The organism is Bacillus sp. 01N42_2 (assembly GCF_056399565.1).
The window spans coordinates 360,021-372,432 of record NZ_JBFTRO010000003.1; the positions used below are offsets into that span (position 1 = coordinate 360,021).

9 protein-coding genes are annotated in these 12,412 nt (G+C 49.9%); 4 read left to right on the top strand and 5 right to left on the bottom strand.

All coding sequences use genetic code 11. The annotated features are described in order from the left end of the window. Window positions 1–36: 36 nt before the first annotated feature. The 3 genes from pheT to AC1DN5_RS09400 all read right to left on the bottom strand — a co-directional run bounded on the left by pheT (window position 37) and on the right by AC1DN5_RS09400 (window position 4,607). Window positions 37–2,451, bottom strand: a complete 2,415-nt coding sequence (gene pheT / locus AC1DN5_RS09390; protein ID WP_366969107.1) for a phenylalanine--tRNA ligase subunit beta — start codon at window positions 2,449–2,451, stop codon at window positions 37–39. Window positions 2,452–2,464: 13 nt separating this feature from the next. Next, on the bottom strand, window positions 2,465–3,499 hold the full coding sequence (pheS, locus tag AC1DN5_RS09395; RefSeq protein WP_016938647.1) for a phenylalanine--tRNA ligase subunit alpha: 1,035 nt from the start codon (window positions 3,497–3,499) through the stop codon (window positions 2,465–2,467). Between the two features lie 361 nt (window positions 3,500–3,860). Further along, on the bottom strand, window positions 3,861–4,607 hold the full coding sequence (locus tag AC1DN5_RS09400) for a TrmH family RNA methyltransferase (protein WP_064777777.1): 747 nt from the start codon (window positions 4,605–4,607) through the stop codon (window positions 3,861–3,863). A 121-nt stretch (window positions 4,608–4,728) separates the two neighbouring features. Between AC1DN5_RS09400 and sspI the strand changes: the two genes are divergently transcribed. The 4 genes from sspI to AC1DN5_RS09420 all read left to right on the top strand — a co-directional run bounded on the left by sspI (window position 4,729) and on the right by AC1DN5_RS09420 (window position 8,929). Further along, entirely contained in the window at window positions 4,729–4,944 is a 216-nt protein-coding gene (gene sspI, locus AC1DN5_RS09405; protein WP_003152527.1) for a small acid-soluble spore protein SspI, read from the top strand. 63 nt (window positions 4,945–5,007) lie between these two features. After that, window positions 5,008–6,093, top strand: a complete 1,086-nt coding sequence (locus AC1DN5_RS09410; RefSeq protein ID WP_049627137.1) for a CdaR family transcriptional regulator — start codon at window positions 5,008–5,010, stop codon at window positions 6,091–6,093. Between the two features lie 98 nt (window positions 6,094–6,191). Next, window positions 6,192–7,604 carry a glycolate oxidase subunit GlcD gene (gene glcD / locus AC1DN5_RS09415; protein ID WP_188154621.1) on the top strand — a complete coding sequence of 471 codons (1,413 nt, stop codon included), beginning with the start codon at window positions 6,192–6,194 and terminating at the stop codon, window positions 7,602–7,604. After that, the gene (locus AC1DN5_RS09420; protein WP_016938643.1) at window positions 7,601–8,929 is read left to right on the top strand and encodes a (Fe-S)-binding protein; all 1,329 of its coding nucleotides are present in this window, start codon (window positions 7,601–7,603) and stop codon (window positions 8,927–8,929) included. The genes glcD and AC1DN5_RS09420 overlap by 4 nt, the downstream gene beginning before the upstream one ends. A gap of 71 nt (window positions 8,930–9,000) precedes the next feature. Here the strand turns inward: AC1DN5_RS09420 and cstA are convergent, their stop codons facing one another. Both cstA and arfA read right to left on the bottom strand, forming a co-directional pair. Further along, window positions 9,001–10,797 carry a carbon starvation protein CstA gene (gene cstA / locus AC1DN5_RS09425; protein WP_016938642.1) on the bottom strand — a complete coding sequence of 599 codons (1,797 nt, stop codon included), beginning with the start codon at window positions 10,795–10,797 and terminating at the stop codon, window positions 9,001–9,003. Window positions 10,798–10,906: 109 nt separating this feature from the next. Continuing rightward, window positions 10,907–12,406 carry an arabinosylfuranosidase ArfA gene (gene arfA / locus AC1DN5_RS09430; RefSeq protein WP_366969106.1) on the bottom strand — a complete coding sequence of 500 codons (1,500 nt, stop codon included), beginning with the start codon at window positions 12,404–12,406 and terminating at the stop codon, window positions 10,907–10,909. Between the last annotated feature and the right edge of the window lie 6 nt (window positions 12,407–12,412).

The following is a 12,412-nucleotide window of genomic DNA, read 5'->3' on the forward strand; positions in this document are numbered from 1 at the left end:
CAAAAAAGCTTGCAGAGTGATCTGCAAGCTTTTTCTTTATCCTCTTAATACGGCCTGATACGTTTCTTCCAGCGCTTTCAGCACGTTTTCGTGGACTTTTGTCACTTCTTCTTCTGTCAATGTTTGTTCAGGGTTGACATATTGGAGCGAGAAGGCGACGGATTTTTTGCCCTCTTCCATATGCTCACCTTCGTACACATCAAATACGGTGACTTCTTTCAATAGCGCGCCGCCGGCTTCTTTGATCACGGCTTCGAGCTGTCCGCTTGTGACGGTTTTATCTGCAACAAGCGCAATGTCGCGTGTGACGGACGGGTACTTCGGAATCGCCGTGTACACGACAGGTTCTGTTTCCTCAGTCAGAAGCGCGTGAAGATCAAGCTCGAACACATACGTTTCTTTGATATCCAGCTCTTTTTCCATTGCCGGGTGCACCTGTCCGATAAATCCGACAAGTGAGCCGTTCAAAAGAATGTTTGCGGTCCGTCCGGGGTGCATGTTTTTGCGTTCTGACTGGACAAATTCAATCCGGTCTGACACATTCAATTGATGCAGCAGGCCTTCAACGATTCCTTTGACGACAAAGAAATCAACCGGCTTTTTCTCACCCTGCCATAGGTTTTTGCGCCATAACCCGGTTACGGCTCCGGCAACCCGTTCTTTTTCAACCGGTTTTGTGTTTTCTTCCTTCGTCAGAAATACAGAACCCGTTTCGTATAAAGCAACGGAATCAGTCTGTCTGGCCAGATTGTATGAAACGGCTTCAAGCAGATTCGGCACGAGGCTGTGTCTGAGAATGCTTCTTTCTTCGCTCATCGGCAGAGCAAGCATCGTATTGAATGATTTTTCGATCGCAAAAGCGGCCGCTTTTTTATCATTCGTCAATGAATATGTGGTCGCTTGTGAAAGACCCGCTCCTTCAAGGAAACGTCTCACTTTCCGGCGTTTTGCCTGATACGGTGTCAAGCCGCCTGTCGTGCCGGCCGTTTCCGGAAGCGTGGACGGAATATTGTCATACCCGTACAGTCTTGCCGCTTCTTCAATCAGGTCCTCTTCGATTTTAATATCTCCGCGGCGTGACGGCACCGTTACGACCAGAACGTCTTTTGCTTCACCGACTGCAAAACCGAGGCGCTTGTAAATGCTGATGATTTCTTCTTTAGTGATTGTCATGCCGAGCACGGCGTTCACTTTGTCAACAGATACATGAATGTTGTTCGCTTCGATTTCCAGATGGTTTTCTTCGACCGTGCCTGAGAGCACTTCTCCGCCGGCATACGCCTGAATGAGGCTGCAGGCCCGTTCAGCCGCCAGCAGAACGCGTGCCGGGTCAATGCCTTTTTCATATCTGGCGCTCGCTTCGCTTCTCAGCCCGAGGTCTCTCGACGCTTTGCGGACGGTCTGTCCGTCGAAATAAGCGGCTTCCAGTAAAATCGCGGTGGTGTCTTCACGGACTTCAGATTCTGCTCCGCCCATGACTCCCGCAACGGCTTGCGCTTTTTTTCCGTTCGTGATGACCAAATGGCTGCTTGACAGCTTGCGCTCCTGTTCATCCAGCGTCACGATGGTTTCGTTTTCCGCCGCTTTTCTGACGACGACTTCTTTTGAACCGAACCGATCGTAATCGAAAGCGTGAAGCGGCTGGCCGTACTCAAGGAGGACGAAGTTTGTGATGTCCACGACGTTATTGTGCGGGCGGATGCCTGCATTCATCAGCTTCGTCTGCATCCACAGCGGAGACGGGCCGATTTTGACGTTTTTAATGATTTTTGCGGCATAATGCGGATTGGCCTGCGTATCTTCAATCTTGACGGAAACAGCGTCCGCTGCTTTTTCTGCCGCTTTTTCATATGAAGTCTCCGGAAGCTTCACCTCGGTGCCGAGAATAGCCGCAACTTCATAAGCCACACCAAGCATGTTCATTGCGTCGGCGCGGTTCGGCGTTAAGCCCAATTCTAAAATCGCATCATCAAGCTGAAGGGCTGCCATTGCGTCAGCTCCCGTTTCAGCATCATTCGGAAACACGAAAATGCCTTCCGCATATTCTTTCGCCACGAGCTTGCTTTCAATGCCGAGCTCCTGGAGAGAACAGATCATGCCGTGAGACGCTTCGCCGCGCAGCTTGGCTTTTTTAATTTTGAAATTGCCGGGAAGAACGGCACCGACTGTTGCAACGGCAACCTTCTGTCCTTTATCAACATTCGGGGCGCCGCAGATAATCTGAACAGGTTCCTCCGCACCGATATCGACAAGGCATTTGTTGAGTTTGTCGGCATTCGGGTGCTGTTCACGCTCAAGCACGTGTCCGATGACAACGCCTTTTACGCCTTCCCCTTTATACTCGATACCCTCAACTTCAATACCGGCTCTCGTAATTTTTTCTGCAAGCACGGCCGGGTCGATTCCCTGCAAGTCAACGTAATCTTCTAACCATTTATATGAAACAAACATGTGTATCCTCCTCTTACGCCTGTTTAAACTGCGAAATGAATCTGACATCATTGGTATAGAAATGGCGGATATCTTCAATGCCGTATTTCAGCATTGCGATCCGTTCCACACCCATTCCGAAAGCAAAGCCCTGGTATTCCTCAGGATTGAATCCGGCCATTTTCAGCACGTTCGGGTGAATCATGCCGGCGCCGAGAATTTCGATCCAGCCCGTTTTTTTGCAGACGGAACAGCCTTGTCCGCCGCATTTAAAGCAGGTCACATCCACCTCGACAGAAGGTTCAGTGAATGGGAAAAAGCTCGGACGGAGCCTGATTTCACGGTCTTGGCCGAACATTTTTTTGGCGACCAATTCAAGCGTGCCTTTCAGATCGCTCATGCTGATTTTGCGATCCACGACGAGACCCTCAATCTGCATGAACTGGTGGGAATGTGTCGCGTCATCGTTGTCGCGGCGATACACTTTTCCGGGACAAATGATTTTGACGGGGCCTTTGCCTTTATGCTTTTCCATCGTGCGCGTCTGCACCGGTGACGTCTGCGTTCTCATCAGCATTTCTTCTGTAATGTAAAAGCTGTCCTGCATGTCGCGAGCCGGGTGCTCCTTCGGCAGATTCAGCGCCTCAAAGTTGTAATAATCCGTTTCCACTTCAGGACCTTCTTCGATGGTATACCCCATGCCGATAAATAAATCTTCAATTTCTTCAATAACGACCGTCAGCGGATGGCGCCCGCCGATGTTTACCTGACTGCCCGGCAATGTGACGTCAATCGTCTGGCTGCTGAGTTTTTTATTCATTTCTTCTTGTTCAAGCTGTTCATTTTTCGCCGTAATGGCTGCTGCAATGCGCTCTCTCACTTCATTGGCGAGCGCTCCCATTTTCGGGCGTTCTTCGGCGGACAGTTTGCCCATGCCGCGGAGAACTTCTGTAATCGGCCCTTTTTTTCCGAGATATTGCACCCGAATGTCGTTAACTTCTTTTAATGAACCTGCCGCTTCTACTTTTTCTGCAGCTTCCAGTTCGAGCTGTTTAAGCTTCTCTTCCATCATGCATCCTCCTTTTATGTAAACCAAACCGTTCTATGCCTTTTTCAGAAAACAAAAAAACCCGCCCCTTGAGAGAAGGGACGAGTTGTGGCCGCGGTACCACCCTTTTTAAGGCAGACTTCATCTGCCGACAGCTTCATTGACATAACGGAAACGATCGTTCCGGTTCACCTTTACGCGCGTTTGGCACGGTCCCGGTGACAACTCGAGAGGTGAAAATCAATTTCTGTGCTGCGATAAAAATGCTTTCAGTCGGCGGCATTTTCTCCCTGGAAGGCAGCTTGTGAAAAAATTGACGTCCTCTGTCACGGTTTTTACATTATTGCTATCTATTATAGTGAAATTCGCGGCTTTGCGCAACCTATCCTCTGAGATGATAGACGAGGATGGCGGCCGCCACCGCCACATTCAGCGACTCCGCCTGTCCGTACAGCGGAACGTACAGGTTGAGATCCGTTTTTTGCAGAAGGCCGGCGTCCACTCCCGCCCCCTCGTTCCCGACGATTAACGCGAACGATTCTTCAGGCTTCACGCTTTGATAAGCCGCACCGTTTTCAAGCGCCGTGCCGTAGATCGCGACGCCTTGCGATTTCAGCTCATCGGTAAACTCGTCGAGCGGACGTTTCAAAATGGGAATATGAAAGTGAGATCCTTGGGCTGAACGCAGCGTTTTTCCGTTGTATGGATCTGCCGTTCCCTCACCAAGGACAACAGCGTCTATCCCCGCCGCATCTGCCGTTCTGATCATTGTTCCTAAATTCCCCGGATCCTGCACGGCATCAATCAGAAGCAGCCGCTTCAGCCGGTCAGGCTTCTCGTCCGGCATATGGCAGACTGCGGCGATCTGCTGCGGCGTTTCCGTTTCCGTCACGGCTGAAAACGCATCTTCGCTCAGCACATAGCACGGAATGCTCATGTCCAGATCGGCCGGGATGGCGCTCTCATCTTTTACGAGAATTTCTTTTACCGTTCCCTTTGACTTGAGCGCTTCTTCTGCCAGATGCTCTCCTTCTATCAGAAATGTATTCGTTTTATGTCTCTCTTTTTTTGTGTGGAGTTTTTTCCAGTCCTTCACTTTTTGGTTTTTTGCCGAGTCAATTCGTTTCACTTTATTTCTGCGCTCTCCTTTTTTCATGCATGTTGTTATTATATCTCAAGAACAGCACATAATAAACCGCGTGCGCGGTAAGAATATGCGTATCACATTCAGGAAAAAAGGAGCGGTTGTAATGGATCTTAATTTACGCAACGCCGTTATTGCCAATGTGACCGGCAATAACCAGGATCAGCTGGAGCATACTATCGTTGACGCCATCCAAAGCGGTGAAGAAAAAATGCTTCCGGGTCTCGGCGTCTTATTCGAAGTTCTTTGGCAGCATGCGTCAGACTCAGAAAAAAATGAAATGCTCAAAACACTTGAAGGCGGATTAAAACCTGCGCAATAAGCATGAAACCGGGTGATGGCACACCCGGTTTTTTTTGTATAATAATGGCGAGGGGGATCGCCAATGCAGTTACAGCCGGAACTGGCAAAAAAATTGATTGCCGAAGTCAAACATATGTACAGCCGCGAAGTGATTATTGCCGATACAAAAGGAATGATCATCGCGGGCACCAACGCTGCGCGCGCCGGATGTTTTCATGAAGGAGCTCTGATCTGCGCGCGGGAAAAACGGAATGTCATCATTACGAAAGAAGATGAAAAACGGCTCGAGGGCGTAAAAGCAGGATTGAACCTCCCCGTTTTTTCGGGTCATGAGGTGATCGGAGTATTCGGTCTGACAGGAAACCCTGACGATATCCTGCCTTTCGGGGAATTGCTCAGAAAAATGACGGAACTTTTTATAAAAGAAACGCGCCACCTGGAAGAAGTGCAATGGCGTGAGAGAATGCTTGAATCCTTTATGGTGGATTGGCTGCAGTTAAAAGAATGGTCGCCGGGTTTTTTAGAAAAAGCAAAGCTCCTTGCAGCAGACCTTCATGCGCAACGCCGAATCATACTCATTCAAGGCCGTTATGAGCAATATGAAGCAGAAGAGCTCGGGCGCCTTTGGCAAAGTGAATACCCTGAAGACCTGTTTGTCCGCTGGGGAAATGAACGTATTCTCATTAATCATGAAACAAACTCGGATTCTAAGGAGAAGCTCGTCAAAAGAATGAACACTGTTTTTGGGCAGCCTGTCACGGCCGGCATTGGACGGATCGTTCCGGGAGAACGCCTGACGGAATCATACGGACAGGCGGAGAAAGCTCTTTCGGCGGGCGCTATTGACAAGCAGGCCGTCTTTGAAGAAGATTTAAAACTGGATATGTGTCTTGCCGATATTGCGCCCGGCACACGGTCTGAATTTTCACGGCGGGTTCTCGAGCATGTGCTCGGCCGTGAAGAACTTCTGGATACGCTGCGCGCCTTTTTCGACCGGCAGTTATCGTTAAAGCGCACCGCTGATGACATGCATATTCATATTAATACGCTGCGCTACCGTCTTTCCAAACTGGAATCGCTGACAAATATGAAGCTTGACCGCCCTGAAGACATAACGGCTTTTTATTTGGCGCTTCGCTTTTTAGATCAACATACAAAAATCACGTGATATCACCATCATTTTTCATCTATTTCTCCATAGTTTACGAAATCATTTTTCTTTACAATTAAATGAAAACGCTTTTCTAATCGGGAGGTTGGGAGAATATGATTTCACGAGAGGCAAAGGAACAGTTCATCCGGGCGGTCGGGAAGGAGAATTATGATGATTCTGCGGCTGGCCGTCTTGTGTATTCGTACGATGCGGCCCCTCAGCTGCAAGCCATGCCGGATGCCGTAATCGCCCCCCGCTGTACGGATGACGTGTCCCGTATATTAACGATTTGCAGCAGGCATGACATTCCGATCGTGCCGAGGGGTTCAGGCACAAACTTATGCGGCGGCACATGTCCGTCTGAGGGCGGTCTTGTTCTTTTATTCAAACATATGAACCGAATTCTTGAAATTGATGAGGAAAATTTGACGGCAACCGTCCAGCCGGGTGTGATCACGCAAGATATGATTCATGCGGTTGAACGGAAAGGGTTATTTTATCCGCCTGATCCGAGCAGCATGAAAATATCGACGATCGGCGGAAATATTAATGAAAATTCCGGCGGACTGCGCGGCCTGAAGTACGGTGTCACCCGGGATTATGTCCTCGGCCTTGAAGCCGTCTTGGCTTCAGGCGATATCATCCGCACAGGAGGAAAGCTGACAAAGGATGTCGCCGGTTATGATCTGACCCGGCTTTTCGTCGGATCAGAGGGGACGCTCGGTGTTGTGACGGAAGCGACTTTAAAGCTTGTTCCGAAGCCGGAAACGAAAAAAACGCTGCTCGCACTCTATGAACATATTGAAGCGGCTGCAGAATCGGTTTCTGCCATCATCGCTGAAAAAATCATTCCGGCGACACTCGAATTTCTGGATCAGCCGACACTGCAGGTCATTGAAGATTACGCCAAGATCGGGCTTCCGACAGACGCAAAAGCCGTACTGCTGATCGAACAGGACGGTGACAGCGACACGGTCAGACGCGATATGGAAAAAATCGAAGCCATCTGTAAAAACGGAGCCGCCGTATCCGTCCAAACGGCTGAAACCGAGGAGGAAGCATTCGCCCTTACAGAGGCCAGACGGTCCGCACTATCAGCTCTCGCCAGACTGAAACCGACGACGATTCTGGAAGATGCCACCGTGCCGAGATCACAAATTGCCAATATGGTCAGAGCCATTAACGAGATTGCAGAAACATACGGCTTGTCCATCTGTACATTCGGCCATGCAGGCGACGGCAACCTCCATCCGACGTGCACCACCGATATCCGAAATACAGAGGAGATGGAACGTGTCGAAAAAGCCTTTGCCGCCATTTTTGAGAAAGCGATTGAGCTGGGAGGAACGATAACAGGTGAACATGGGGTCGGCATCGTAAAAGCGCCTTATTTAGAAATGAAGCTGAAAACAGAAGGCATCACCGCCATGAAAGCGATCAAACAAGCGCTCGATCCCCAAAACCTGCTGAATCCGGGAAAAATATTCGCCAATTCGTCAAGGAAACGCGTGGTGGTGATGAAATGACAACGGCTAAAGAGCAGAAACAAATACAAACAGAATTCAAAAACCGCATGGATGAAGGTGAATTGCTGAACTGCATGCGCTGCGGCTTCTGCCTTCCTTCCTGTCCGACCTATATCGAATCAGGATTTCAAGAATCCCATTCGCCGCGCGGCCGGATCGCCCTGATGAAAGCCGTCACAGACGGACTGATCGAGCCGGATGAAGATGTCGAGCGCTCACTTTCGCTGTGTCTCGGCTGCCGGGCATGCGAGCCCGTTTGTCCGGCAGGAGTCAATTACGGACAGCTGCTTGAAGAAGCAAGGGATATCATTCAACAAAATAAAAAACATAAGCCGGGCGTGCGACTCTTGCGGAAAGCGGCATTTAGCGGGCTTTTTCCCCATCAAAACCGCATGCAGACAGCGGCGAATCTTCTCGGGATATACCAAAGATCAGGACTGCAGACCGCCGTCAGAAAAACCGGTATGCTGCGCGTTTTGCCTGAGCATCTGCGCACAATGGAACAAGTGCTCCCGCCCGTCCCGAAACGGAAAGACATGAAGGAACGGCCCCGTTTTCTTCCCGCCTCGGGTCCCGTTCAAAAACGGGCTGCTTTTTTCTCGGGCTGTTTAATGGATACGATGTTTTTAGCAACAAATCATGCGACAACAGCGCTTTTACAGGCGGCCGGATGTGAAATCGCGGTTCCGGAAGGTCAGGCGTGCTGCGGCGCGCTTCACGGGCACAGCGGAGAAAAAGAGACGGGAAAAGAACTGGCCAAGCGGAATATCGCGGCTTTTGAAGCGCTTGACGCAGATTATATCATTACAAACGCCGGCGGATGCGGCGCCTTTCTTCAGGAATATCCGCATTTGCTGAAGGATGAACCTGAATGGGCGGATCGTGCCGAACAATTCGTCCGGAAGCTCAAAGACTTTTCATCCGTACTGGTTGAACTGAAGTTCCATCAAAGGAACCTTCAGGCGCAATCCCCTCATATCGTCACATATCAGGACTCCTGCCATCTCCGCAATGTGATGCATACGTCAGAGGAACCGCGCATGCTTTTGAAAAGCATTAAAGGGGCCGAGTACAGAGAAATGGAAAAGGCCGACAGCTGCTGCGGGTCGGCGGGAATTTATAATATAACAGAGTCAGAGATGTCTATGAAAATATTAGACAGCAAGATGAAAGCCGCCGGAAAAACGGAAGCAACCGTCATCGTGACAGCCAATCCCGGATGCCTTTTGCAAATGCAGCTCGGCATTTTGCGCGAAGGATTAACAGACCGTGTCCGCGCGGTACATTTGGCGGATTACCTTTTGGAAGCGGCGGATTTGTCATAAACGGAAAAAGCAGAGAGACCGAACGGCTCTCTGCTTTTATGATGCTGCAAGTTTTACAGTTCGGGGCGGATTTATCCGGGTATTGAAGCTTCCAATCTGGCACTCGGATCACGCCAAATGTTTGCCCATTTTTTCACAGCCGCCATGATAATCACAAGCCCGAGAATGAGCATGATAATAGATAAAACGCCATTCAGCACATTGTATCCCGCCGCTTCGGGATTCAAATACACATACCGCACCATCCAATAACCCGCATAGTTGACGGTCACGTACAAATAAGCGAGAGGAATCAGGCATGTCAGCATATAACGCCGCTTATCGGCTATCTTCAATACGACAGTCGCACCGATGATTAATCCGACGGACGCCATAAGCTGATTGGACACGCCGAACAGCGCCCAAATGGAGCTGATGTCGCCCGAATACAGAAGATAGCCCCACAGCAGGCAGGCGAGCGCGCTTGAGAAAATCGAGCCCGGCAGCCAGTCTGTTTTTTTCAGCGGCTTATACACCTCTCCGAAAAACTCCTGGATCAAGTAGCGGGCGACACGGGTTCCCGCATCAATCGCCGTTAAAATAAACACCGCTTCAAACATAATGACAAATTGAAAAAAGTATGAAGCCAAATGACTGAAAAACGGAATCTCCGTAAAGATATACGTCATTCCGACGGCAAGCGTAACAGCGCCGCCCGTTCTTCCTTCCAGACTGAGCCCGATTTCTTTGCTCAATTCAGGCAGATGGACGACATTCATCCCAAGGGCGCGGAAAATTTCCGGCGTGCTGTTAATGGCAAAATAATCGGCTGGCTCAAGTGCGACGGCAGCTATGAGCGCCATAATCCCGACAAGACATTCAACAAGCATCGCTCCGAAAGCAACCGGCTTTATATCACTCCATTTATCCAGCATTTTCGGCGTTGTGCCGGAACCGACAAACGCATGAAAGCCTGAAATGGCGCCGCAGGCAATCGTTATTGAAATAAACGGCCAGACAGGTCCCGCGATCACCGGTCCGCCGCCGTGAATGAACTCCGTTACGGCCGGGAATTTAACGGCTGGATTAACGAAAAAGACTCCGGCGATCAAAGCGGCAAATACCCCGATTTTCATAAAACTGCTTAAATAGTCACGCGGGGCAAGCAAAAGCCAAACCGGAAGCGCCGCGGCGAAAAAAGCATAGACGGGAAGCGCCACCGCGAGTGTTTTCGCATCCAACGTCAGCATGTCGCCGAGAGCCGTTGTCTGCAGCCGCGGCCCGATCACAACGCCGGCCATTAACAAAAGAAAACCGACAGTTGATGCAAGTTTGAGATTGCCCGTTTTTTTATAGTAGACGCCGACCCCCATCGCGATCGGAATCGTAATCCCCACCGCAAACGTTCCCCACGGGTTTTTCTCAAGTGCGTGCAGCACAACCATGGACAGCCCCGCCATCGTGATCGTAATGATAAACAGCATCGAAAGACCCGTGCAAAAGCCCGCCACCGGGCCGAGCTCTTCTTTGGCGACTTCAGAAAGCGTTTTCCCGTTTTTCCGCATAGATGCAAACAATACGACAATATCGTGCACGGCTCCCCCGATCACCGCCCCGATTAACAGCCATAACAGCCCGGGCAGATAGCCGAACTGAGCTGCGAGAATCGGTCCGACAAGCGGGCCGGCAGCGGCGATTGCCGCGAAATGGTGGCCGAATGACACCCATTTATTCGTCGGCACATAATCTTTCCCATCCTCAAGCACATGGGCCGGAGTCGGTGTCTGATCATTGATTTTTAATACTTTGACCATCATAAAGGTACCGTAAAGCCGATAGGCGATCGCCAAAATGCATATAGACGCTATGACGATTGTAATCGCATTCATTTAATCCCAGCCCCTTTTCTCTTTTTCTAAATATTATCACAATTATCAGATAACGAGAGATGATTTTTGCGTAAAAAAAGCCGGCGGCGCAGCCCGGCTTTTCGGAACATTATTTTCCTGATAAACGGATGACATTCCATGACAGCGGCGTAAAATGAGCCGTTATCCCTTCAGCGTTTGCGGAAGACGTTCCGTTTGAGTGAGGCATAACTTCTTTTCTGTTTTTTTGATTGGTCGCTTTCATATCCTGATGCTCCAGCACGATATGCTCAATGATGCGGTAATCTTCAAACCCTCTCAGTTTGATCTCCGTTTCTATCGGTTCCTTGCTTTTGTTGACCGCAAAAATGGTCAGGGCTTCATCCTCTTCACGGTAAACGGCCGCGGCATCAACATACGGCACATCCGTAAAATCCGCTGAGTCGTATTTCGGGGAGGTAATCAGCAGCTTCATCGAAGTCCCTCTCCCGTAGACAGAGGCGTGCATGTAAGGATAAAAGATCGGCTGTCTCCATGCTTCTCCGCCCTTTTCAGTCATGATAGGCGCAATCACGTTGACAAGCTGGGCGAGACAGGCGATCTTTAGTCTGTCCGCATGCTGCAGCATCGTAATCAGCAATGAACCGATCAACAGCGCATCTTCAAAATTGTAGATGTCTTCCAGAATCGGCCGGGCCGTAATCCACGGCTCCACTTTTTTATCCGCTTCATTGGAGTGGTACCATACATTCCACTCATCTAAAGAAAGGTGAATCGTTTTTTTGCTCCGTTTTTTCGCTTTCATATAATCACATACGGCTGTGACGGATTTGATAAAATGGTCTAAATCCATCGACTTCGCCAAATAGTTTTCAAGATCATTTTCATGGTTGCCGTAATACGTATGCAGTGAGATGTAATCCACATGCTCGTACGTATGCTCAAGCACCTCCGCCTCCCATTCGATGAAGGTCGGCATGCCGCTGTTTGAGCTTCCGCAGGCCACCAATTCGATCGTCGGGTCCGTCCATTTCATCACTTTTGCCGTTTCAGCGGCGAGCCGTCCGTATTCATGCGCCGTTTTGTGCCCGATCTGCCAAGGGCCGTCCATCTCATTTCCTAAGCACCACGTTTTTATGCCGTAAGGTTTTTCATACCCGTGCGATTTTCGCAAGTCGCTCCAGTATGACCCTTCAGGATGGTTGCAGTACTCGACGAGGTTCCGGGCGGCATCGATTCCTCTCGTCCCGAGATTGACCGCCATATTCACTTCGGCGTTCACTTTTTTTGCCCACGTTAAAAATTCATTCGTCCCGACTTCGTTCGTTTCTGTCGTCTGCCATGCCAGATCAAGCCTCCGCGGTCGGTCCTTCACCGGTCCGACGCCGTCTTCCCAATTGTAGCCGGAGAGAAAATTCCCTCCCGGATAGCGGATGAACGGCACCTGTAATTCTCTGATCAGCTCCTGCACGTCTGTTCTGAACCCGTCCTTGTCGGCTTTCGGGTGTCCTGGCTCATAAATGCCTTCATACACCGCCCGGCCCATATGTTCTATAAATGATCCGTACATCCGTTTGTCCACTTCACCGATGATATATTCTTTATCTGCTGTAATTCCCGCTTTTTTCATTATGTT

Bases quoted from the DNA above. Each gene is read 5' to 3' on its own strand.
- pheT (WP_366969107.1), bottom strand. From the start codon at position 2,451: ATGTTTGTTTCATATAAATGGTTAGAAGATTACGTTGACTTGCAGGGA.
- pheS (WP_016938647.1), bottom strand. From the start codon at position 3,499: ATGGAAGAGAAGCTTAAACAGCTCGAACTGGAAGCTGCAGAAAAAGTA.
- sspI (WP_003152527.1), top strand. From the start codon at position 4,729: ATGGATCTTAATTTACGCAACGCCGTTATTGCCAATGTGACCGGCAAT.
- AC1DN5_RS09410 (WP_049627137.1), top strand. From the start codon at position 5,008: ATGCAGTTACAGCCGGAACTGGCAAAAAAATTGATTGCCGAAGTCAAA.
- glcD (WP_188154621.1), top strand. From the start codon at position 6,192: ATGATTTCACGAGAGGCAAAGGAACAGTTCATCCGGGCGGTCGGGAAG.
- AC1DN5_RS09420 (WP_016938643.1), top strand. From the start codon at position 7,601: ATGACAACGGCTAAAGAGCAGAAACAAATACAAACAGAATTCAAAAAC.
- cstA (WP_016938642.1), bottom strand. From the start codon at position 10,797: ATGAATGCGATTACAATCGTCATAGCGTCTATATGCATTTTGGCGATC.
- arfA (WP_366969106.1), bottom strand. From the start codon at position 12,406: ATGAAAAAAGCGGGAATTACAGCAGATAAAGAATATATCATCGGTGAA.